Origin of the sequence: Flavihumibacter rivuli (assembly GCF_018595685.2) — a bacterium.
Taxonomy (GTDB): Bacteria; Bacteroidota; Bacteroidia; order Chitinophagales; family Chitinophagaceae; genus Flavihumibacter; species Flavihumibacter rivuli.
The window spans coordinates 173557-197303 of the sequence record NZ_CP092334.1 but is presented as its reverse complement, the minus strand read 5'-3'; the positions used below and the strand labels follow the sequence as shown (position 1 = coordinate 197303).

Below are 23747 nucleotides of genomic sequence, written 5' to 3'. Positions count from 1 at the left end.
CAATTACCAAACCCAATAAACAAAAAAAACCCGCAGTGGTTAACCACTGCGGGTATATTACTGATTTACCCTGATCTTATTTATTGGTGATCTCGGTAATGGGCTTACCCACAGAACCACTGGGCATCTGGATATGCAATAATGCTGAAATAGTTGGGGCGATATCGGTCATATACACTTCAGTATTGGACTTACCGGGCTTAATGCCCCAACCATACCACACCAAAGGTATATGGGCGTCGTAAGGGTTCCACAAACCGTGGGTGGTACCAACATCCCAACCATCAATATACTGGGGCTTCAGGATGATCTGGATGTCCCCACTCCTGGAGGGATAATATCCGCTTGCCAGCATTTCCCTAAGCTTCGCAGGCAAGGGGGTTTCCATTAACTCATCCAATTCAAAGGCCCTGGCAACACTTTCCTTCTTTTGGAGATAGCGCACTACTTCCTTACTGATCTTCTCCTTATCCATCTTCAGGCTATCCATCACCCTATGGTTCAGGTGAACCTGGTAATTAAACATGCTTACCACAAGGTCATCTTGACCAAATTTCTGCTTCAACTGTACATTCATTTCTTCCAGCATGGCAGCGTCATCTACCGTACCAGCAGGGATCTTATTGGCTTTCAGGAAACCAGGTATATGCGCTACGCCATGATCAGCAGAAAGGAAGAAAAGGTACTGCCCCTTGCCAACATTCTGGTCGAGGAAATCAAGGAAATCGCCCAGGTCCTTATCGAGCCTTAGGTAAGTATCTTCAATCTCAATGGAATTCGGTCCAAAGCTATGGCCAACATAATCAGGACTGGAAAGGCTTACAGCAAGGAAATCGGTTACTTCATCCTTACCCAATTCTTCGCCCTTCAAGGCCTCCCTGGCCACATTAAGGGTCATGGTGTTGCCAAAGGGGGTTACATTAATGACATTGTAGTTCTTACCTATCATGCCAGATAACACATAAGGGAACCCGGGGGAGGTGGCGCCAAATGGCTTGGCCTCATAGGGCTGCACATCGGGAGCACTTTGTGTATAGGTATTAATAGGATACAGTGTATTCCACCCTTCTTTGTAAAACTGGTCAGGCTCTTTTTTCTGGTTATACTTATCCAACCATGCAGGAAGGTCGTTCCGGTAATAAGTGGAAGTGATCCAAACACCGGTCTTATTATCGTACCAATATGCTCCGTTTGCTGAATGCCCGGCAGGCAGGATACCGCCTCGATCCTTTATGGCAATACCGATCACCTTACTCCTGAAATTGGTGGCAAGGCGGAGTTCATCGCCAACAGTGGTTACAAACATATTCCTTGGGCTCATCTCACCTGCGGCGGTTGTACTTCCTACCGTCTTTACTGTCCGGTCTTCGGTACAATAAACAGCCCTGTCAAGGTTAGAATCGTACCAGGCATTACCTGTTATGCCATGCACGCCGGGAACCGAACCAGTGTAAATAGCAGTGTGCCCGCAGGCGGTCACTGTTGGCGCATAGGGGATCATGGTATTCTCGCAGGAAAATCCCTGCCCAAGGATCCTCTTGAAGCCTCCATTAGGGAGGTACCGGTCACTGTATCGGTACAGGAAGTCCCACCTCATCTGGTCTACCACAAGGCCTACAACTAGTTTAGGCCGGGCCACCTCACCCGCTTTCTGGCTATGGGCAACTACACCCATTATCAATAGCAAGCATATCAAACTAGAGCGAATCATCGGATAGTTTTTTACAAATATAATTGCTTGCCCTGCCTGTTTGGTTGATTTACTTATTACCCTTTCTTGATTTTAATATGATATTCATCAGGTTATCAGGGATGCAGCTTATCCGCCAATTGACTCCCCCTTAAAGTGAGACCATCCCTGGCCAAGGGTTTTGCCCCACTCCTCCGGGTTTTGCATAAGGACCATGTCATTAAAATTTCAGCGGACCCGATACAAGTCCATCAAGACAAAAGGGTTACCTTTGCCGCAATTTTTAACCAATAATTGTTTCAAAATATGGCAGATGTTTTCGAAAAGCTGGTGAAAGACGGAGGTCCGATTGGTCAGCACATGAAACGTGCGCACGGTTACTTTGCCTTCCCGAAACTGGAAGGGGAACTGGGTAGCAGGATGTTCTTCAGGGGAAAGGAAAGGATCGTTTGGAGCCTTAACAATTACCTTGGACTGGCCAACCACCCGGAAGTACGCAAGGCTGATACTGAAGCCGCCGCCAAATGGGGCATGGGATATCCCATGGGAGCCCGTATGATGAGTGGCAACAGTGTGTATCACGAACAACTGGAAAGGGTACTCGCAGCTTTTGTGAAGAAAGAAGACGCCATGTTACTGAACTTCGGCTACCAGGGCATCATGAGCTGTATCGATGCATTGGTTAACCGCAGGGACGTTATCGTGTATGATGCTGAGTGCCATGCCTGTATCGTGGATGGCATCCGCATGCATATGGGTTACAGCTACGTGTACAAACACAACGATATAGAAGACTGTGAAAAGCAATTGCAACGCGCCGAGAAAATGGTTGAAAAGACCGGTGGCGGCATCCTGCTGATTACTGAAGGGGTGTATGGCATGAGTGGCGACCAGGGCAAATTGAAGGAGATCGTTGATTTAAAGAAGAAATACCAGTTCCGAATCCTTATTGACGACGCCCATGGATTTGGGGCAATGGGTCCAACCGGAGCCGGCACAGACGAAGCACAGGGATGCCAGGATGGAATTGACCTCTATTTCTCCACCTTCGTTAAATCGATGGGTAGCATCGGCGCCTTTATCGCCGGTCCCAAGGATGTGTTATCCTACCTTCGTTACAACACCCGTTCGCAGATATTTGCCAAGAGCCTGCCCATGATCATCGTTGAGGGCATGCTGAAAAGGATGGAAATGCTGCAAACCATGCCCGAACTGAGAGAACGCCTCTGGCATGTTACCAACACCTTGCAGAATGGCCTGCGCGAAAGGGGATTCGATCTCGGCAAGACCAATACAATGGTTACCCCCATCTACATGAAAGGGGATGTACCTGAAGCAACCGCCATGGTACTTGACCTCAGGGAGAACTACAATATTTTCTGTTCAATAGTGGTATACCCGGTAATTCCAAAGGGACAGATCATTTACCGTTTGATCCCAACCGCTGTACACACCGATGAGGACATTGCATTAACCCTGAAGGCCTTTACCGAAACCAAGGCCAAACTGGATGCAGGAGCCTATAAGGTTGCAGAAATACCCGATATGGCAGAAGCCATGTAATCTGGCTTAATCAACCAAATAAAAGAGGCTACCGATCGGTAGCCTTTTTATTTGGTCAAATTGAATACTCCTGTATTTTATACCTTACCCTACAAGGCAGGGTTGGGGGGTGGGCAAAAAAAATCCCGCCTGGCGGCGGGATGCACTAATCAAATACCATTAACCATTAAACCTTATCCTATGAAAATTCAAATATAAGATGTTCGTGAGTAAACATTGGTTGCATTGGGAATTTTTTTTTCAAAAAAAACGGGCTTTTTGACCCGAATCAATCGGGAATAAGTATTTCCCTAGCCGATTGGGGCAACCGCCTAAGTGGAAACCCGTAGGCATTGATATTGAACAACTAAAACAGGCAAATAGTTCCATTTGAAAGCAAAACCCCTATCTGGATGATAGGGGTTTTGAAATAATTGACGTTTTTAAATCAAGCATCATCTGTAAATTTTACCACGCTCCTTTGAACTTCTTATGGTAGTCCGGGAAGGCCATGGTTTTGTACGCCCCTTCACCAAAATATTTGAGGATCGGTTCTATTTCACTGGGATTCAGGAAGCCGGGAATAGCCTGTGGTTCTTCCCCGGGAGCTGGGATAATTACCGTGGTCGGATAGGACAACTGTCCCCTGGTAAGGTAAAGGGCTATTTCATTCGTATTATAGCCTTTATTGAATGCATACTCTTTCCCCATCCATTTAACAGCATCCCTGGTCTCGGCATTCAGCTTGATTGGATAAAACTTATCCTGCAGGTAGGCAGCAACCTTTCCATTGGCATAGGTTCTTTTATCCATTACCTTGCACCAGCCGCACCAGTCCGTATACAAATCGATCAACACTGGCCTTGGATTGGCATTCCAAACAGTCTCCACCTCCCCCAGGGTCATCCAGCGTATACCCTTCTCCGTTGGTTTCTGGGCACAGGTAAAGAACAATGAGGCTATTAATAGGGTGATGGTGGTAAACCGAAGCATGGTTAATTTTGTTTGTCATCAAATATAATCAAATAGCATGCAGAAGATTGTAGTTGCGGTAACCGGCGCAAGCGGCTCCATTTATGCCCAGGTACTCCTGAAAAAATTAGTAGCCATCAGGGACCAATGGCAGGAGTTAGCAGTGGTAATGACAGACAATGCGCAGGACGTGTGGGAAACGGAGTTGGGAAACAAGGATTACCAGCAGCTCGAAGCTGTAAAATTTTATGACAAAAATGACTTTTTCGCCCCCTTTGCCTCCGGGTCAGGGCAGTTCAACACCATGATCATTGTTCCCTGCTCTATGGGCACACTTGGCCGCATTGCCGGTGGCATTTCAAATGACCTCATCACAAGGGCTGCTGATGTTATCCTGAAAGAAAGAAGGAAGCTTATTTGCGTGATCAGGGACACCCCTTATAACCTGATGCATATCCGCAATATGGAAACCGTGACCCTTGCAGGCGGCATAATCTGTCCTGCTTCCCCATCCTTCTACAGCAACCCGAAAAATTTTGAGGAACTCGCTTCAACTGTTGTGGACAGGGTAATAGACCTTGCCGGCCTCAGGATCAGCACGTATAGATGGGGCAGCAATGAGCAAATTTGATTACCTTGTATTACAAATACTCATCAAGTGTTTAATTTCGAATACCAGTCTTATAACTACAACGAAATAGCCAAAGAATTAGCCCGGGCACTGCATGTCAAATTGGAGAACAATAGGGTGAACTTCCCCGAGGATACTGCAAGCGGCTACATGCAATTCATTGACCTCCCCAATAACCTGCAGGCCAGTATTTCAAATTATACCATCAACGATAATTTCTATTACAAAAGGAAAAGGATACCTGAAGAGTATTATGTACTCAGGTATGAAGACATCAAGATCACTGACGAGCTCACCCTTAAGATCGATGGGGAGGAACTTAAGACCAGGAATGAATACCACGCTGGTGTTTACCTGACCACAACGCTTTTCGATGTTTCGTACCTGGCCAAGAAAGGATCTTCTTTCAAAGGCATCAATATCATCTTCAATAAAGAATGGATGGCCAACCATCTAGGCATTGCCGACCCTGAAGAAGTATTATCCACCTACCTGAGCCTGAGGACAGGAAGCTATACCATTGAACCGATAGATAATGAGTACAGGCGTTATTTCAATGACATCCTGCACTCCGACAACCAGGGGCCACTCTGGATCGCCACTGTCCAAAACAGGATCATGCTCCTGATCGAACGCTTCTTCAGCAGGCTCTATGAAAAAAGCAAGACCCTTATGGCCGGCCCCAAAATCTCGAAGCATGATGTCCACCAATTGATGCATGTGGAATCATTGCTAACCCGCGATATCCACTCCCGTCCTCCTACCATAGACCAACTGGCGCAGGAAGCAGCTATGAGTTCTGCCAAACTTAAAAAGCTATTCAAGGAAGTATATGGCACCAGCATCTATGCCTATTACCAGCGTCAACGCATGAGTGTTGCCAGGGAAATGTTGCTGAGCGGAGAATTCACGGTCAAGGAAGTTGGCCTTCAGTTGGGTTATTCCAACCTCAGCAATTTTGCGGCTGCTTTCAAGAAGGAATTCAACATCCTTCCCAGTGAGATCAGGGCATAAAAAAAAGCCCCAAATGGAGCTTTCAAAGCGTTTCTGATCAAATTACCGAAGGTCCACTTCCTCCACACCAGGGTACTTTTTCTTATCGAACACAAACTGGCTATCGGCTACCTGCGCCTTACCGTTCAGGCTGTTAACAGTATAGGTGTACTTATTACCATTCTTTTCAAGCACCTTGGTACTGTAAATGGTCTTTGATGCCTTATCCACGTATACATATACCTTATGGAAAGCCTTGGACTTATCAATAGGGGTCATCTCTATTTCCTGGATCACCTTGCCCGCCACTTTCTTTTCGCCGTTTAACTTATACAGGAAGTCCTTATCGTAGAAGTTCGTGAATAGCTTTTGGGGGGTAATGGTGTTCTGGCTGGGGTCGAACTTGGTAATGGTCACTTCATTGGCTGCCTTATCATAAGTCCAGATATTCTTCCCGTCACAAAAGATCTCCTGGCCTGTAATGGACACCCTGTATTTGGTGCCTTTCATATACACCGTTCCCTTCTTAACCCCTTGTACCTTACCCTTGCCATCTTCAACCTGCAGGGTAAAGCTGGACTGAACGGCAGAAAAGGTCTTGAATTTGGCACTAACACCATCCAGCACAGCCTTGGCCGCGGGATCACTTTGTGCGCTAACTGAACCGGCCATTAATGAGCCTGCTACTAATGCCAGAATGCCTAAAGTTTTCTTCATGCTTATTTTTTTCAACGCGTGCAAAGATATTCAAATTAGATGCATCTCTATGACTTTGGGTTGCCCGACAAGATTAATCGGCTCCCAAACCTTAACATTTCCCTAAGCTAGCCCGGAAAGATAGCTTTCCAGTTCCGCTTCCGTTTTCATCAACACCTCCCTGGCCTTACTGCCCAGGTTGGGACCTACCACTCCTGCCGCTTCCAGTTGGTCCATCAACCTTCCGGCCCTATTGTATCCGAGTTTCATCCTTCTTTGTAATAAGGAAGTTGAGCCAACCTGGTTCTGCACAATAACGCGCGCTGCTTCTTCAAAGAGAGGATCCCGGTCATTGATCAGGTCAAAATCCTTCCCCTCCAAATCCTTCTCATCTACATATTCTGGCAGGAGGAAGGCCTGTGGATACCCGCGCTGGTCACCAATGAAGTCCGTAACTGCCTCAACCTCCGGCGTATCCACAAATGCACACTGTAAGCGGGTCAGCTCCCCATTATAAGAGATCAGCATGTCACCCTTACCGATCAGCTGTTCCGCTCCACCGGCATCGAGAATGGTCCTGGAATCGATCTTGGAAGAGACCTTGAATGCTATCCTGGCTGGGAAGTTGGCCTTAATGGTACCGGTAATAATGTTTACAGAAGGCCTCTGGGTAGCAATGATCAGGTGAATTCCCACGGCACGTGCCAACTGGGCAAGTCGGGCGATCGGCATCTCCACTTCCTTGCCGGCGGTCATGATCAGGTCGGCAAACTCATCAATCACCAATACAATAAACGGAAGGTATTGGTGTCCCTTCTGGGGATTCAATTTCCTCCTGATGAACTTTTCATTGTACTCCTTGATATTCCTTGTACCGGCTTCCTTCAGGAGGTCATAACGGTTATCCATTTCAATACACAATGCATTCAGTGTATTGATCACTTTCTTGGTATCGGTGATGATCGCTTCTTCCTCGCCGGGGAGCTTTGCAAGGAAATGCCTTTCAATGGTCCGGTATAAACTCAATTCCACCTTCTTGGGATCTACCAGCACAAACTTCAATTGGGAGGGATGCTTCTTGTACAGCAAGGATACCAATATCGCATTCAACCCAACCGATTTACCCTGACCAGTGGCACCGGCCATTAGCAAGTGGGGCATGGCTGCCAGGTCTACAATGAAATTCTCATTATCGATCTTCTTACCAACTGCAATGGGCAGGCTATAGTTGCTGTGCTGGAATTTCTCAGAACTCAGGAGGGTCTTCATACTCACCACGGTCTTCTTCACATTGGGCACTTCAATACCAATGGTACCCTTACCGGGGATGGGGGCAATGATCCTGATCCCCAGGGCCGCCAGGCTGAGTGCAATATCATCCTCAAGGTTCTTGATCCTGGATATCCTAACCCCTGCAGCCGGCACGATCTCATAAAGGGTCACAGTAGGACCAACCGTAGCACTGATTTTCTGGATCTGGATATCGTAATTCTTAAGGGTATTGATGATCTGGTTCTTGTTGGCTTCCAGTTCAGCAGGGTCCTGGACGATCTTTTCACTGCCATGGGTTTCCAGCAGATTCAAACCCGGGTATTTGTAATCGCGCAGGTCAAGTGTAGGTTCGTAGGGTGGAAGTTCCTCAAGTGCACCTCCTTCTTCCCCGGTATCAGACGGTTCTTCCACTACTTTGATCTCAAGTTCGATATCACTTGGCGGGACAACAGGAACAGTGGGCTGTGAAGGCGGAGGTGTTGCTACAACCGTCGCCATTACAGGCGCTGTCTGCTCCCTTGGGGGAAGAACATTCACTACTTCCTGCTCCTCTTCTTCTTCCATTTCCTCCTCTATTAAAAGGGTTGGTTCTTCATGGGCTTCTACTTCCTTCTCCACTACCTGGAACTCCGGCTCGGGAGTCCTTGGTTGCGGGGGAAGAACAACCACGCCTCCTTCTTTTTTCAATCCATTCTTCTTAACCGGTTCTTCTACAAACAATTTAGCACCCTCCTTTTCATCAGGTTCTTCTTGTTCTTCACTTTCCGCTTCCACCTCCGCCTGTTTCTCACGCTTGGGCAATTGCGGTACTTTGAACACCGGGTTGAATCGCCAGATGAAATAAGCCAGGCCGCCAACCATTATCAAGGCTGCAGTTCCCACTGAACCCAGGAACCGGGACAACCAATTACTAACCACATTCCCGAAGCCGCCACCCCATGGGAAACCGCTCTCACCAAAAACAAAGGCCAGGGCCACACTGAAATAGATCAAACCTACCATCACGTAGCGGATATTCCTCGACAACTTGAAGACCTTACGTTCGAACAGGAAATTTACCCCTGCCACAAAAAAGAAACTGCAGAGGAAATAAGAGGCCAGCCCAAATGCCTTGTAGAAGAAAAAATGCGACACCCAGGCTCCCAACCTGCCCAGCAGGTTGGCCACCCTGATATCTTCCCCAAACAGGAAATCCCCTGTTCCCCTGAAAACCTTGTCCTGGTCTTCTTCCCAGGTAAAAAGGTATGAAGTGAAGGCTATGAAAAGGAAAACAGAAAGCAGCAACAACAATGCACCAGCGATCTTATGGGTACGCTCATCCTTGACCAGTGACTTTACCTCCACGGTCTCCTCTTTCTCGGGTTGCAACTGGTCCGGATCAGCAGCTGGTTTTTTCCTGGATTTCAGCTTATTTGCCATATTTACAAATATACAATACGCCTTGCAGGAAGGCCTGTAGGGGCCAAAATAAAAGCATTCCTACGGCTGTGCAAAAGAAATTGTATTTTGGAGATCGACTATGTTCTTCCCCAGACCTATGCGCCGTAATTTCAACCTTGCCTGCCTGTTTTTCCACCTATTGGCCATAACGGCATTTTGGCTGCTGCCTTCACCAAAACTTTGGGCACAGCCCGGACTTGATACCATTAAACTCAGCCAAATAAAGTTGTCTGAAAAAATCACGGAAAAGACAGGCTTATTCATAGATACGGCCAACCAGGTAGAGGAAGAACACCTGCACAGCCTTCCCGCATTAAGGCCGATCCCGGTTTCCCTTACCCGGAAACTGGACCCCAAATACGTAAGCAAGGATTGCTTCCTCCAGTTCACGGTAGAGAACGACACAGACTCCGCCATCACCACATACTTCTTACCTGGTTTTTATTTCAACACTATTAACCTTTTCAAATTCAACCCCGTTAAAGAACGGTTTGAGCTGGTATCAGGGACAACTTCCAACAGGGATGTACACTCAAATGTGGTCAAAAAACTTGAGTTAAAGGCAGGCGAAACTGCAACCTATATCACAGAACTGGAATTTATCAAAACCACGACCAATACCCTCAACCCTACATTGTCCAGGGATTTTTACCTCAACGCCTTACTGGAGGATTTGCAAAATGAAAGGAAGCTGAACTCGATCATCACCTACCTGATCTGCGGGCTGTTGCTCATGATGATCTTCTATTCCCTGGCAGCCTTTTATGCCAACCAAAACCTCGACTTCCTCTATTACACAGGTTATGCTTCCCTGCTCGGTATTATGTTCTTTTTGAAGGCCTATCTCTACCATAGGCCAACCCTGGCAAATTTCTTCTTTGAAAGCTATTTTGATTTTATCCTGCAATGTTCCGGGACCCTCTTCTACTTTATGTTCTTAAGGAAGTTTACCAATGCCACCAGGGATTTTAGCATCCTGAATAAAGTATTGCTGATCTGCCAGGTCCTAACCGTCATTGCCATGATCCTTTTCACCTATTTCAACTTTTTTTCAGCCAATTTCCAGTTCCAGAACATGGTGGAAAACGACACCAAATACCTTTGGTCAGCCAGCACGGTATTTTTCATTGTGTACTCTATTATCAAACGAAGCCCAACCTTGCGTTACCTGGCTATTGGCCATAGTTTCCTATTCCTGGGAGGCCTGCTTTCCCTTTACCTGATCAACTCTACCCAGCGGTTCCGTCCCGACCTCACCTCCCTGATCAATGATTCCCTTTTCTGGTATGAGATGGGGATCGTTTTTGAGCTGATCTTCTTCCTGATTGCACTTTCCATCAAAAACAAGACAGATATCACCGCAAGTGTTCGGGAACGCGAACGCCTGATACTTGAGAAGGAAAAGACAGCCATGGAAACAAAAATGGAGATCCTGGCAGCCAAACAGGATGAAAGGAACAGGATCTCTGCCGATATGCATGATGAACTTGGTTCGGGTGTTACTGCCATCAGGCTTATGAGCGAACTGGCAAAGGCCAAACTAAAGGAGAATACAGTTCCTGAAATTGAAAAGATCTCCAACTCTGCCAATGAGCTCATCACCAAGATGAACACCATCATCTGGACCATGAAAAGCTCAAATGATACGGTTGATAACCTGATCGCTTATACAAGGTCCTATGCCCTTGAATTCCTGGACAACACGGACATCAAATGCGATTTTGAATACCCGGAAACCATCCCTACGATTGAACTGAGCGGGGAGAAAAGGAGGAATATCTTCCTGTGCATAAAAGAATCCCTGAATAACATTGTTAAACACTCCGGCGCCACTCATGTGACCATCAGTTTCCACATCCGGCAGGATATGGAGATCAGTATCCATGACAATGGCGTTGGCCTGAACAAGGACACTATCAGGGATTTCAGTAACGGACTTTCCAATATGAAAAAACGGATGGAAGACATCAATGGCTCCTTTTCCATCAGGAACTACAAGGGAACTGTGGTCACCCTGACTGTCCCTTTAGCCTAATCCATCCAGGAACCAATAGTTCCCATGGGCAACAGGAGCTCCTGCAGAAAAACCGATCCTATTCTTGAAGATCGGAGTATCAATTACCATGGTATGGAATTCTCCATTCTCCCCACAAGGATCGACACCCTGAGCCGCTAATTCCTCTACCAGCGCAAGATCCAGCACCTTTCCCAGGTAGGGCGACCCCATTTGTTCATTGCAGGAAACTATGATTGTTTGAATTCCGCCGGCAAGCATCTGCCTGACCAATAATAACCTGTCCTTTTGCCACAATGGTAACATTGCATTCAATCCTGCTGCCGCGCAAACCATTTCTTCCCAATCCCGGTGTTCCTGCAAATCTATATCCCCAAAAACCACTTTCTCAGCACCGAATGATTCCTTTGCCTCTTTCAAGGCATCCACAAAAAGTGCTTGGTAGTCTGCCCATGATGCATTTCGTGTAATTAAAGGGATCCCAAGGGCAGCCGCCTGCCTGGATAAAATCGTTTGGGGAAGACCGTGAGACCTGGACCTTTGACCGGTTTCATTCATCATATTGACCAGGACCACAGGTTCATAACCGGCTTCCATTGCTTTCATCAGGGCAAAACAGCTATCCTTGCCACCACTCCATGAGCAGGCTATCTTACCCTTCATTTCTTCAGCAGGCTTAGGAAAAGGAACAACCATCCGGCTACCAGGAACAATCCGCCGATAGGTGTGATAATGCCAATACCAGACAGTCCAACCGTATTGGTAGCTTTCAGCATGGTGAGCAAGTATAAAGAACCCGAAAACAGTGCTATACCGATCATGAACAGCCTTCCTGCCCAAACCATCTGTGCATTGGGGAAGTATTGGTAGAGCACGCCTACAGCAAGCAATGCAAAGACATGATAGAAATGATAGCGCACACCGGTTTCAAAAGTCGTCACTGTTTCAGGTGGCACCAGTTTCTTCAGTCCATGTGCCCCAAATGCGCCAAGGATAACAGCAAGGGCCCCCAGGAGGGAGGCCGTCATTAGAATGGATTTATGCATGATTGATCGCCTCAATTAATTGTTCAAGATTCAGTTGATCCTCAGGCACCGTAATATGTGCCTGTTCATAATACAATTTCCTGTCGTGGAGTTTTTTAACAATGAATGCCTTAAGCTCTTCATCAGGTATCTGGCGCAACAGGGGACGCTTCATTTTTTCCTTCAGCAGGCGCGCCACCAGGGTGTTGGAATCAGTATTCAGCCATACCACCTTACCCTTCTCCCTCATGTAATCAATATTGCCATAAAAACACGGTGTTCCCCCTCCGCAGGAGATGATCACCTCTTCATTGACCTCACTTAAGGACTCAAGTACATTCTTCTCCAACAACCTGAAATATTCTTCGCCATTTTCAGCAAATATTTCGGTTATGGCTTTACCCTCCTGCCTGACGATCACATCGTCGAGGTCAAAAAAAGGCACACCCAGCCGCTCTGCCAAACGTGTCCCCCAATGCGACTTTCCACTCCCCATAAATCCGATCAGGTATATCCTCATAATACAAATTTAGGCAATTGAAGTGGCTTGCTGGTTGTTGATAGACGCCTCTTTCTGCAACCATCGGGCAGCATGGGTAATAAAACAAGAAAGGCGCCAACCAGTTTCCCGGCGGCACCTCACCACAACAAAAACAGTATGTTATTTGAAGGCATTGAAGCCGGTGATATCCATACCAGTGATCAACAGGTGGATATCATGGGTTCCTTCATAAGTGATCACACTTTCCAGGTTCATCATATGGCGCATCACAGGATATTCGCCTGTAATGCCCATGCCACCCAGCATCTGTCGTGCATCACGACATATATTGGCGGCCACCTCACATCCATTTCGTTTCGCCATACTCACCTGCTGTGGCGTTGCTTTTCCTTCGTTCATCAAAACGGCTACCCTCCAGTTCAGCAGTTGCGCCTTGGTGATCTCCGTGATCATTTCAGCAAGCTTCTTTTGTTGCAACTGGAAAGCGCCGATCGGCTTATCGAACTGGATCCTTTCCTTTGAATAACGAAGGGCTGTATCATAACAATCCATTGCCGCCCCGATGGTGCCCCAGGCAATACCAAACCTCGCCTTGGTGAGGCAGCTTAATGGCCCTTTCAAACCTTTAACGTTGGGCAGGATATTCTCTTTAGGCACTTTCACATTATCGAACACCAGTTCACCTGTTGCCGATGCCCTCAGGCTCCATTTATTATGGGTAGTTGGGGTTGAAAACCCTTCCATGCCCCTTTCAACGATCACCCCCCTGATATCACCTGCCTCATCCCTGGCCCATACTACAGCGACCTGTGCATAAGGGGCATTACTGATCCACATTTTTGCTCCATTCAATATCACATGATCACCCGCATCCTTGATATTGGTTAGCATGCCGGCTGGATTACTTCCATGGTTGGGCTCTGTAAGGCCAAAACATCCCAACCATTCGCCACTTGCCAGTTTAGGCAAATATTTCCTGCGCTGGTCTTCACTTCCAAATTCATAGATGGGGAACATTACCAGCGAACCCTGTACCGAAGCGGTAGATCGAACGCCACTATCCCCACGCTCTAATTCCTGCATCATTAAACCGTAGGAAATATAATCCAGTCCGCCACCCCCGTATTCTGCCGGAACAGTTGGTCCGAAGCAACCCAGGTCTCCCAGTTGCTTTACGATATGTTGCGGAAACTCGGCTTTCTGTGCATAGGATTCAATGATCGGAGAGATCTCTTGCTTTACATAGTTACGCACCGCATCTCGTATCATCAGGTGCTCTTCAGTGAGTAGTTCGTCTAGATTAAAATAGTCAGGCGATTGAAATAAGTCCTGGGCCATGGCAAACAATTTTAAGATGCGCTAATGTAATAAAAAGGCGCTGCTTGGCCCCCAAATGTTACCGGCTAAACGGTAAAATTCAGAATTACCTTAACTTTAAAAGAACCCAACCCACCAACATGAAAAGCTTATTAATTGTAGCTGCCGCTGCATTGCTGTATTCCCTCCCCTCGTATGCACAAGATGGCTCTGCTAAAAAGCCACCCATGAACATCAGGCAATACTGGTTTGTGATGCTGGTCAAAGGCCCCAACCGCAACCAGGACTCTGCCACTGCAGCAAAGATCCAGGCCGGCCATATGTCCAATATGGACAAGCTCTATTTTGAAGGCAAACTAAAAGTGGCTGGTCCATTTGGGGAATCGGGTGACTGGCAGGGTCTGTTCATCTTTGATTGTCCGACCAAACAGGAGGTTGAGCAGCTACTCCAAACAGATCCGGCCATCAGTTCCGGCAGACTGAACTACATTATTAAAAGCTGGTGGACCGAACCCAGTGGAAGTTTCACCCCGGGTATCCCCAAAAAAGACAAGGGCTGACCCGAAGATCACCCCTTGTCAATAAGTATTAAAAGGCTTTACAAGTATTGCCCCATTTCAAACTGGTATTGTTGGGCAATCACTTTGGCTTCAGTGGCGAAATCTTCTTTTGCTGATGCATAGATGATCGCCCTGCTGGCATTCACCAGGATACCGGCATCCGCATTCATGGCCTTCTCAGAGATATCCTTAAGGCTTCCCCCCTGTGCACCTACACCCGGCACCAGGTAAAAGTGGTCAGGCAATATCTTACGGATATTTACAAACTCTTCTGCTTGAGTTGCCCCAACCACAAACATGAGGTTCTCTGGTGATCCCCAGGAAGCCACAGTTTTCAGGACCTTCTCATAGAGGTAATCCTCCCCCATCTTCTGTAGCTCAAAATCCTTTGATCCACTGTTGGAGGTCAGTCCCAATACAATCGTCCATTTGTCCTTGTATTCCAGGAAAGGCATTACACTATCCGCTCCCATGTATGGCGCCACAGTAATGGCATCAAAGGGAAGTGTTTCAAAGAAGGCCTTGGCATATTGGGATGATGTATTACCAATATCACCGCGTTTGGCATCAGCGATCTTCAGGTGTGTAGAAGGAATATAATTTACTGTTCGCTCCATTATTTCCCATCCCTTCAAACCCATCGCCTCATAAAAGGCAGTATTGATCTTGTAGCTTACACAATGGTCGAGCGTAGCATCAATGATGGCCTTATTGAATTCGAAGATCCCGTCCGGGTGTTGCTGAAGATGGGCAGGGATTTTGGAAGGATCAGTATCCAGGCCTACACAGAGATAGGAACCCTTTTTCCTGATCTGTTCAACCAGTGCTTGTCTATTCATGGCGCGAAAATAAGTTAGTTAAGGCAAAATGCATCCCCCTGGCGGAACCACTATTAATACCCTTACCCATTCAGCACCTTATCCAGGATAGTAGCAAAATGCCAAACCTCCTCAAACCTGTTGTACAGGGGCACTGCCGCTACACGTATCACATTGGGCTCCCTCCAGTCAGCAAATATGCCTTCCCTTGACAGGGCATCAAAAACCTCCCTTCCCCTGCTGTGCATCAGCATCGACACCTGGCAACCTTTTTCACTTCGCCACCTGGGAGTAATGACCTCAACCTGCCTGTTGCCGGAACGCCTATTCACCTCATCCAATAGGAACAGCAGGTAATCGCTCAATGCCTGGCCTTTCTCCACCAGTCTATCCATGCCAGCCTCTTCAAAGATTTCAAGGGATGCCCTATGGGCGGCATACAACAAAAGGGATGGGGTACTCAATTGCCATCCTTCGGCACTCGCAATAGGGCGGAAGCCCTTTTCCATCTTGAATCGGGTAGTTTTATCGTAGCCCCACCAACCCGCGAAGCGGTTCAAGGTGGGATCCTTATGGAATCGTTCATGGACATAGGCTCCGCCCACGGCACCCGGCCCGGAATTCAGGTATTTGTAACTGCACCAGCAGGCGAAGTCCACCTCCCAGGCATGCAGGTCAAGTGCAATATTACCGGCCGCATGGGCAAGGTCAAACCCAACCCTGGCACCTGCCTTATGCGCCGCATCCGTAATAGAGGCCATATCGAAAACCTGTCCTGTATAATAGTTCAACCCTCCCCATAGCACTAGGGCAAGTTCCTCCTTATGCCTGTCAATGGCTTCTACAATATCTTCATGCCTGATGGTATGTTCCCCTTCCCTTGGCGCCACTTCTACGATCACCTGCTCAGGATCCAGTCCATGGCTCCTTACATGGGTTTCCAGCATGTACTGATCACTGGGAAATGCCTTTGCCTCGCAAATGATCTTGTTTCTTTTTCCCTCCGGCCGATAGAAACTCACCATAATCAGGTGCAGGTTAACGGTGAGCTGGTTCATGACCGTTACCTCGGATGGCAATGCCCCAACTATTCTGGACAATGGCCTGATCAGGTGGTCATGGTAATGCATCCAGGGGTCTTCGCCCATGAAAAAGCTCTCTACCCCATATCTCGACCATTGGTCAAGGATACGCTGCAAATAACCCGCCGTACGCCTGGGTTGCAACCCCAGGGAATTGCCCAGGAAATACAATTGTTCTTTCCCTTCCTCCACTGGGATGATAAAAGCGTCCCTGTAATCCTTAAGCACATCAGCCTGGTCAAGCGACCGGGCATATTCCAAACTATTCTCCATATAATGCAAGCAATTTTTCTGTTCTAAGATCCATCAGATGGAACCTGTCCTTCCTCCATCAACCGGTATGGACGTTCCGTTAACATAGGCTGCGGCTGGACTCGCAAGGAAGGCAGCTACTGCAGCAATTTCATTTGGGGTACCAAAGCGTTTGGCCGGTACTTCAGCTGCCATTGCCCTGGCTTGTTCTTCTTCTGACCAACCCCGGTTTGCAGCATTATAACCGATCAGGCTTTCCAATCTTGCCGTGGAGGTAAAACCGGGCAGCACATTGTTCACTGTTATGCCATCTGCAGCCAATTCATTGGCCATTGTCTTGGCCCATGAAGCCACCGCCCCCCTGATGGTATTGGAAACCCCAAGGTTGTTCAGGGGAATCTTTACGGAGGTTGAGATAATATTGATGATGCGACCATAGCGATCCTTCTTCATACCAGGGGCCAGGGCCTGCACCAGGAGATGGTTCACCACAATATGCTGCCTGAATGCGGCTTCAAAGGCAACCACTTCCGCATCTATGATGGGACCAGCCTTAGGGCCACCGGTATTGTTGATCAAAATATGGACCACCCTCTCGCCGGCGATCCGTTCCACTACCTCCTTCACCTCATTCACAACAGAAAAATCAGCTACGGCATACCCATGCGCTTGCCCCTCCGGTCTTGGGAGGGAGGCAACCACTTCCTTCAGGCGGGCTTCATTCCTGGCCAGTAAAATGCAATTGGCACCCAGCAACGCAAGCTCTTCGGCAATAGCCAGGCCAATACCCTGGGTACTTCCACAAACAAGCGCATTCTTTCCCTTTAATGAAAGGTCCATATCAATAATTTACCTGCGAACCTACTGAAATTGTTATTACAGAAAGATCACCCGGCAGCCTAAGGAAGGACCGGGCTAAAAAAGATCGGGGTAATCGGTAATGATCCCATCAACTCCCAACTTCATTAAGCGCTCAATTCCGGACTTATCATTAACAGTCCATGGGATAAGCTTTATCCCTAAGGACTTACACTGGCTTACCAATGCCTCGTTTACCAATATGTAATTAGGGCTGTAAATAGAAGGCTTGAAGCCCAGTTCATCGATCACCTGTTGCAATGTCCTTTTATCGAAAGGTTCAATCAAAGCTGCAGTCCTGATAGATGGATATTTCTGGTGGACAACCTTTAAGGTCCTGAAGTCGAAAGATTGGATGATCACCCTACCGGCAACGCCTTTCTCTTTAACCACGTCCATGATCAGGTCTACAAAAGGCCCGGGCGCCGGGTGAAAAACAGAATCCGTTGCAGGCTGTGATTTGGTTTCAATATTGTAGAAAGGGAGGGGGCGATTATTACCGGCAGCATGCCGTTCAGCTGCTGTAATCACATCTGCCAGCAAAGGCTTTACGGCCGGCTGCCTTTCCTGCCTGGGAAACCGTGGATGGGGCTTCATGCCTACATCAAACAATAATGTTGTGGCATAATCCATCCGGTAGATATTCAGCAACTTTTCATCCTTCTCGGTCACCGGCACCCCATCGGGTCGCGTACTGATCTCATGGTTAAAAAAAGGCTCGTGCGACAATATTACCTTACCATCTGCAGTTACAACCGCGTCCATCTCCAGGGTGGTCACCCCGAGGTCAAGGGCTTTCAGCATGGCCGGAATGGTATTCTCGGGCATTAACCCCCTGCACCCCCGATGCCCCTCCTTATCAAAAGCGGGCAAACTAACAGTCTTGTTCATACGATTAACGCCATTGCAGGAAGCCAGTAAAATACAGGCTGCGAGGAAACGGGAATACATATAGCTGGTAGGGATCAGGTAATGGGATCCTCTGGTGAATATACATTATCTTTTCTTTCAGCCATTACCCTTGCCACAGCCTTTTCCTCATCTGTACCCGCCTCCAGGTGCTGAATGATACTTTTATAATTGGACTCGCTATGATTTTGTGAGAGTTTGAATACATGCTTCAGTTCCTTTACCTCCACCTCAAAAGCTATGATTGCGCTCATATTGGAATTGATGTATTCCTCGCTCATTTCCTTCACCTGTGAAGGGGAGTTGGGATCCTTTTCAAAATGTCCTGTAAGTTTTACCAGCATCTCGTAGAGCTTGTGGTCATCCAGGAATTGCAACTGCCCTTTAGCATGGACAGCCTGGTAATTCCATGTGCTGGCCACACGGGGATCGGAATACCAGCTTGCACTGATATAGGCATGGGGACCGGAAAAGATCACCAGCACCTCGCTATGTGTAGCAAACGCGTTAGTATGGTCCTGTTTGCGCATCAGGTGCCCGGTAATGAATAGTTTGCCATCCCTTTCCTCCAATAGTACAGGAATATGGGTAGCCACAGGAAAACCCTCTACATCCACCCCGCAAAGGATCACAAAAGGATGGGCCTTCATGAACTCGATCACTTCCTGCTGGTCCCCGGCTTTGAAATATCTGATATTGTACATGAAGTAAAATTAAACAATAGCTCCACTCGGACACGAAGGGATGGATAACCGGCAAAAAAAAGTGGTCAACTTTCGGTGACCACCCTATCTGCATCTTTAACCTATCAGGCTACTATTTCAACCACCTTACTGGCTCCCAGGTTAGCGTTGCGCATGGCTATACTCCTGGCTGCAAGCCCGGCAAATTCCTCAAATGCCTTCCTGGTCACATCATCATCACTCATCATGATCGGAACACCGGTATCACCACCTTCCCTGATACCCTGCACCAGCGGGATCTGGCCGAGGAATGGGATATCATATTCTTCTGCCAGTCTTTTGCCACCTTCCTTACCGAATATATAGTACTTGTTCTGCGGCAATTCAGCTGGGGTGAAATAACTCATGTTCTCCACAATACCGATGATGGGCACATTGATCTGCGCCTGGCCAAACATGGCGATCCCTTTCTTGGCATCAGCAAGGGCCACATCCTGCGGCGTGGTTACCACCACAACGCCAGTTACGGGAACGGTTTGCAACAGGGTAAGATGGATATCGCCGGTACCCGGTGGCATATCAATTACCAGGTAATCCAACTCATCCCACAGAACATCGGTTACAAATTGCCTGATAGCGCTGCTGGCCATAGGGCCGCGCCACACTACCGCATTCTTCTCATCAACCAACAAACCAATACTCATCAGTTTGATACCGTAGCGCTCCAATGGCACGATCATCCCCTTTTCCCCAACATTCATCATCTTGGGGCGTTCTCCCCTTACTCCAAACATAATGGGCACACTGGGGCCATAGATATCTGCGTCCATCAAACCAACCCTTGCACCCCCCTGCGCCAGGGCCAGGGCCAGGTTGGCGGATACCGTGCTCTTGCCAACACCTCCCTTTCCGCTCACTACCGCAATGATATTCTTCACTTTAGGTAATACCGAACCCGTATCCTTCCGGTTCGTACTGGTATTGGCCGTAAAGTTCACTGTTACATTTGCCTCTTTGTTTACCAGCAGGCGGATGGCATTGATACTGGCATTCCTCATCAGGTCTTTCATGGGACAGGCCGGCGTGGTCAAAACGATCGTAAAGGCTACCTCATTTCCGCTGATCTCAACATCCTTAACCATGTTCAGGCTCACAATGTCCTTTCCCAGGTCCGGTTCCTGGACATTGCTCAGGGCCTGTAATATTTGTTCTTGGGTCATGCTATTATTTGTTATAAAAAGAATTTTAGTGCAAAATTAACCAATGCCGCCGGTAATTTGTTGAAGCAAAAATGTGAACGCCCTATATTTGAAGTGATGAAGAGAATTTTACCTGCACTCATAGTATTGATTTTTGCCATTTGTCAGAAAGCCCAGGCGCAATTTGAACAGATCAAGGACTCCGTTGTACAACTGTATGGCGTGGTAATGACTGCCGACAGTCTTCAGGGGATCCCTGCAGTAAGTATTACTGTCAAGGGTCAGGGAAGGGGTACCATTACCAACGAACAAGGTGTATTTTCTATCGTTGTTTTGAAAGGTGACAAGATCGAATTCACCAGCGTTGGCTATAAACCCAAATTGGTCGAGATTCCCAGGAATATTGAAGGCAACCAATACAGTATCATACAACTGATGGTTGTAGATACCCAATACCTTCCTGCCACCATTATCAAGCCAAGGCCAACCCGGGAACAGTTTGAAAGGGATTTCCTGAACACCCAGATCCCTGATGACGACATCGAGATCGCCAGGAAGAACACAGATGAGCAAACCAGGAGGGCCCTGATGGCCATACTCCCTGCAGATGGACGGGAGGCTGCGAACTATTCATTAGGACAGCAGGCTTACAAATATTCCTACCGCGGACAGATACCGCCCATGAATATCATGAACCCGGCAGCCTGGGGAGAATTTATCCGGGCATGGAAAAGGGGAGATTTCAAGAGCAAGAAATAATTAAAATCAGGAATTTTGCCTCCGCTCCCGCCAGCAAAGCCTGGCAGGGACGATTGTAAAACTCAAATTCCTACAATGTTCCAAAAGATTGCTGTCATTGGCGCAGGCACCATGGGAAATGGTATTGCGCATGTATTCGCCCAATATGGGTTTACCGTTAGCCTCATAGACGTTAATGCCGACCAACTTTCCAGGGCCCTGGCCACCATCAGGAAAAATATGGAACGCCAGGTTGCCAAAGGCAGCCTTACTGAAGCTGACATGCAGGCTGCCCATAGCCGTATCATCACCTTCACATCCATCCCGGAAGGCGTAGCCGATGTTCAATTGGTGGTAGAAGCTGCCACCGAGAACATAGACCTGAAACTCAAGATCTTCAGGGAACTTGATGCAGCAGCACCTGCTTCTGCGATCCTCGCAACCAACACCTCTTCCATTTCCATTACCCGCATTGCTAGTGTGACCGGCAGGCCGGAGAAAGTAATAGGGATGCACTTCATGAATCCGGTACCGGTGATGAAACTGGTAGAGATCATCAATGGCTATGCCACTGCACCGGAAGTTACCACTGCCATCAGCGAGCTCAGCAAACAACTGCAAAAAGTACCCTGTATTGTAAACGACTATCCCGGCTTTATTGCCAACAGGATCCTGATGCCCATGATCAATGAGGCGATCTATTCCCTTTATGAAGGCGTTGCCGGCGTGGAAGAGATCGATACGGTAATGAAGCTGGGTATGGCCCACCCCATGGGACCATTGCAATTAGCCGACTTTATTGGCCTGGATGTATGCCTGAGCATCCTCAGGGTATTGCAGGAAGGATTTGGCAACCCTAAATATGCCCCTTGTCCCTTGCTGGTCAATATGGTTACCGCTAAAAAACTGGGAGTCAAGTCCGGTGAAGGCTTCTATCAGTACACCCCTGGCAGTAAGGAACTGGTGGTTAGCCCGGGCTTCAGGAAGTAAATTAAAGCCATTTCAAATAGGAAAATCCGCCATTCAGGCGGATTTTCCATTCTATAAGGGGAAACACTGAACGCTTAATCCTCATTTTGCCACGCTTCAGGCAACAGTTACTGCAGTTTACTCAACTAAAATTGTAGGGCGATCAGAAGTGTTGGAAATTTGTATCGTATTACAAATACCAGTAACCATTAACCTTTCCAAATGCGACTTTTTTTACTCTCCATGGGTGCCTCCCTTCTGGTGGGCATCTTCTTGGGAGTAAGGTTTAACAAGTGGGTATTACCCCAACCAGAATCTTCCTCCTCAAGCCTTATCATCCAACCTGACAAAGAGGAATTTGCTGGATTTTATTTTATACCAAAGAAAGTCGAGTGTACTTCCGCTGATCTGGCGAAATGCAATTATTCCACTAACTGTAACAGTCTTGCCAGTCGTAATTCCCGCTTATACAGCATGAAAAGGACTGGTTGCTGCTTAACGAAAACTGGCAGGCAAATGGTTTGCAGTCCGGTGAAGGAAAAGAATATTCGTTTCATTTCCCTTCAAAGGGAGCATTACAGGATCATCAGGTCCAATGCCCATACCAATATGGCCACATCGATCCAAATGTAATTCGCATTCCAGAAAACACCCATTAATGAGAGCTGACCAAATTAAGCTGATACGTGAGACATGGAGGCTTGTAGGGGAAGAACCCCTGGCGGCAGGAATACTTTTCTTTGACAACCTGTACCAACTGGAACCAGGACTGCGTTCTATTTTCCGCACTCCCGTTTCAGAGCAAACCATGCGCTTAATGCAAATGACCGGCACTGCCATAAACCTGGCCGACCGCCCAGAAATACTGGAGAAGGAGATTCAAATATTGGCAGGGAATCTTGCCGAACTTGAATTAGGCCCCTCCCAATACGCGGCCATTGGCAAGGCGCTGATCAAAACATTAGAAACGACCTTGGGCAAAAGATGGACAGATGAAGTAATACAAGCCTGGATGGAATTACACGATTTTATTTTACGAACTGCTATCCTGAGTGAACAACCGGCCTGAGCTTACCCCTTTCCCTACCCTATTAATTCACCTTATACTGACAATTCAGGTTGTTGGAAAATTAAACGATTCTAAAGATTATGCAGGAAGAAAAGATCAGATTGGTAAAAGCATCCTGGAGAAAACTAAAAAACATTGATCCTCATTTACTTGGGGACACCTTCTACAGTAAACTCTTCGCTGACCATCCATCAGCAAAAAGAATTTTCAAGGGGCCCATGGAAAATCATTACGAAAGGACCTATGCCCTCATTAATCTATTGATCACCCGATTGGAAAAGATCGACGAATTGGACCTGGAATTCATTTACATCATTGAAGAACATAAGAAGATCGGCCTGAAGCCAGAGCATTACCAATGGATGGGAAATGCCTTTATCTGGACCATTGAACAAGGATATGGCGCGGAATGGAACAGCAATCTTCAATCCGCCTGGCAGGAATTCGTTAGCAAACTAAATGGTTCACTCAACAAAGCATTGGCAGTAATGTGACCCCTCCCGGCTTTAATTGACT

General features: G+C 47.4%; 23 protein-coding genes. 9 read left to right on the top strand and 14 right to left on the bottom strand.

What is annotated here, in order from left to right; translation table 11 throughout:
- Positions 1–76: 76 nt before the first annotated feature.
- Positions 77–1711 carry an alkaline phosphatase PafA gene (gene pafA, locus KJS94_RS00850; protein ID WP_214446867.1) on the bottom strand — a complete coding sequence of 545 codons (1635 nt, stop codon included), beginning with the start codon at positions 1709–1711 and terminating at the stop codon, positions 77–79.
- Positions 1712–1996: 285 nt separating this feature from the next.
- On the opposite strand from pafA, the gene KJS94_RS00845 reads away from it, so the two are divergent.
- Entirely contained in the window at positions 1997–3253 is a 1257-nt protein-coding gene (locus tag KJS94_RS00845; protein ID WP_214446866.1) for an aminotransferase class I/II-fold pyridoxal phosphate-dependent enzyme, read from the top strand.
- 447 nt (positions 3254–3700) lie between these two features.
- Here KJS94_RS00845 and KJS94_RS00840 read toward each other — a convergent pair whose 3' ends face one another.
- Complete coding sequence (locus KJS94_RS00840; RefSeq protein WP_214446865.1) at positions 3701–4225, bottom strand: thioredoxin family protein; 525 nt, start codon at positions 4223–4225, stop codon at positions 3701–3703.
- Positions 4226–4262: 37 nt separating this feature from the next.
- Between KJS94_RS00840 and KJS94_RS00835 the strand changes: the two genes are divergently transcribed.
- Both KJS94_RS00835 and KJS94_RS00830 read left to right on the top strand, forming a co-directional pair.
- Positions 4263–4835 (top strand): UbiX family flavin prenyltransferase, encoded by a 573-nt coding sequence (locus KJS94_RS00835; protein ID WP_214446864.1) that lies wholly within the window; start codon positions 4263–4265, stop codon positions 4833–4835.
- A gap of 27 nt (positions 4836–4862) precedes the next feature.
- Positions 4863–5849 carry an AraC family transcriptional regulator gene (locus KJS94_RS00830; RefSeq protein ID WP_214446863.1) on the top strand — a complete coding sequence of 329 codons (987 nt, stop codon included), beginning with the start codon at positions 4863–4865 and terminating at the stop codon, positions 5847–5849.
- Positions 5850–5891: 42 nt separating this feature from the next.
- Here KJS94_RS00830 and lolA1 read toward each other — a convergent pair whose 3' ends face one another.
- Together lolA1 and KJS94_RS00820 are read right to left on the bottom strand one after the other, a co-directional pair.
- Positions 5892–6545, bottom strand: coding sequence for an outer membrane lipoprotein periplasmic chaperone LolA1 (lolA1, locus tag KJS94_RS00825; RefSeq protein WP_239804239.1), 654 nt, complete (start codon positions 6543–6545; stop codon positions 5892–5894).
- Positions 6546–6647: 102 nt separating this feature from the next.
- A complete protein-coding gene (locus tag KJS94_RS00820) occupies positions 6648–9215 on the bottom strand; it encodes an FtsK/SpoIIIE family DNA translocase (RefSeq protein ID WP_214446862.1) in 2568 nt (855 codons plus the stop codon).
- A gap of 118 nt (positions 9216–9333) precedes the next feature.
- Here KJS94_RS00820 and KJS94_RS00815 point away from each other — a divergent pair, with 118 nt between their 5' ends.
- Positions 9334–11271 (top strand): sensor histidine kinase, encoded by a 1938-nt coding sequence (locus KJS94_RS00815; protein ID WP_214446861.1) that lies wholly within the window; start codon positions 9334–9336, stop codon positions 11269–11271.
- Here KJS94_RS00815 and KJS94_RS00810 read toward each other — a convergent pair.
- The 4 genes from KJS94_RS00810 to KJS94_RS00795 form a co-directional block, all read right to left on the bottom strand.
- Positions 11263–11913, bottom strand: a complete 651-nt coding sequence (locus tag KJS94_RS00810; RefSeq protein WP_214446860.1) for a Dph6-related ATP pyrophosphatase — start codon at positions 11911–11913, stop codon at positions 11263–11265. The two genes, KJS94_RS00815 and KJS94_RS00810, sit on opposite strands and share 9 nt — an antisense overlap.
- Complete coding sequence (locus tag KJS94_RS00805; RefSeq protein ID WP_239804238.1) at positions 11910–12278, bottom strand: DUF423 domain-containing protein; 369 nt, start codon at positions 12276–12278, stop codon at positions 11910–11912. The genes KJS94_RS00810 and KJS94_RS00805 overlap by 4 nt, the downstream gene beginning before the upstream one ends.
- 10 nt (positions 12279–12288) lie before the next feature.
- Positions 12289–12795 carry a shikimate kinase gene (locus KJS94_RS00800; RefSeq protein WP_214446858.1) on the bottom strand — a complete coding sequence of 169 codons (507 nt, stop codon included), beginning with the start codon at positions 12793–12795 and terminating at the stop codon, positions 12289–12291.
- A gap of 141 nt (positions 12796–12936) precedes the next feature.
- Positions 12937–14115 carry an acyl-CoA dehydrogenase family protein gene (locus tag KJS94_RS00795; RefSeq protein WP_214446857.1) on the bottom strand — a complete coding sequence of 393 codons (1179 nt, stop codon included), beginning with the start codon at positions 14113–14115 and terminating at the stop codon, positions 12937–12939.
- Positions 14116–14234: 119 nt separating this feature from the next.
- Between KJS94_RS00795 and KJS94_RS00790 the strand changes: the two genes are divergently transcribed.
- Positions 14235–14654, top strand: coding sequence for a YciI family protein (locus tag KJS94_RS00790; protein ID WP_214446856.1), 420 nt, complete (start codon positions 14235–14237; stop codon positions 14652–14654).
- Positions 14655–14692: 38 nt separating this feature from the next.
- Here KJS94_RS00790 and pyrF read toward each other — a convergent pair whose 3' ends face one another.
- The 6 genes from pyrF to KJS94_RS00760 form a co-directional block, all read right to left on the bottom strand.
- Positions 14693–15493 (bottom strand): orotidine-5'-phosphate decarboxylase, encoded by an 801-nt coding sequence (pyrF, locus tag KJS94_RS00785; protein WP_214446855.1) that lies wholly within the window; start codon positions 15491–15493, stop codon positions 14693–14695.
- Positions 15494–15555: 62 nt separating this feature from the next.
- Positions 15556–16827 (bottom strand): kynureninase, encoded by a 1272-nt coding sequence (kynU, locus tag KJS94_RS00780; protein ID WP_214446854.1) that lies wholly within the window; start codon positions 16825–16827, stop codon positions 15556–15558.
- 33 nt (positions 16828–16860) lie between these two features.
- Positions 16861–17646, bottom strand: a complete 786-nt coding sequence (locus tag KJS94_RS00775) for an SDR family oxidoreductase (protein WP_214446853.1) — start codon at positions 17644–17646, stop codon at positions 16861–16863.
- Between the two features lie 75 nt (positions 17647–17721).
- Positions 17722–18555 carry a glycerophosphodiester phosphodiesterase family protein gene (locus KJS94_RS00770; RefSeq protein WP_239804237.1) on the bottom strand — a complete coding sequence of 278 codons (834 nt, stop codon included), beginning with the start codon at positions 18553–18555 and terminating at the stop codon, positions 17722–17724.
- A 74-nt stretch (positions 18556–18629) separates the two neighbouring features.
- A complete protein-coding gene (locus KJS94_RS00765) occupies positions 18630–19277 on the bottom strand; it encodes an FMN-binding negative transcriptional regulator (protein ID WP_214446851.1) in 648 nt (215 codons plus the stop codon).
- A gap of 104 nt (positions 19278–19381) precedes the next feature.
- Positions 19382–20476, bottom strand: a complete 1095-nt coding sequence (locus tag KJS94_RS00760; protein ID WP_214446850.1) for an Mrp/NBP35 family ATP-binding protein — start codon at positions 20474–20476, stop codon at positions 19382–19384.
- A gap of 96 nt (positions 20477–20572) precedes the next feature.
- Here KJS94_RS00760 and KJS94_RS00755 point away from each other — a divergent pair, with 96 nt between their 5' ends.
- The 4 genes from KJS94_RS00755 (at position 20573) to KJS94_RS00740 (ending at position 23725) form a co-directional block, all read left to right on the top strand.
- Positions 20573–21214 carry a carboxypeptidase-like regulatory domain-containing protein gene (locus KJS94_RS00755; RefSeq protein WP_214446849.1) on the top strand — a complete coding sequence of 214 codons (642 nt, stop codon included), beginning with the start codon at positions 20573–20575 and terminating at the stop codon, positions 21212–21214.
- A gap of 75 nt (positions 21215–21289) precedes the next feature.
- On the top strand, positions 21290–22183 hold the full coding sequence (locus tag KJS94_RS00750) for a 3-hydroxyacyl-CoA dehydrogenase family protein (protein ID WP_214446848.1): 894 nt from the start codon (positions 21290–21292) through the stop codon (positions 22181–22183).
- A 637-nt stretch (positions 22184–22820) separates the two neighbouring features.
- Positions 22821–23231 (top strand): globin domain-containing protein, encoded by a 411-nt coding sequence (locus KJS94_RS00745; RefSeq protein ID WP_214446847.1) that lies wholly within the window; start codon positions 22821–22823, stop codon positions 23229–23231.
- An 80-nt stretch (positions 23232–23311) separates the two neighbouring features.
- Positions 23312–23725, top strand: coding sequence for a globin domain-containing protein (locus KJS94_RS00740; RefSeq protein ID WP_214446846.1), 414 nt, complete (start codon positions 23312–23314; stop codon positions 23723–23725).
- Positions 23726–23747 lie beyond the last annotated feature (22 nt).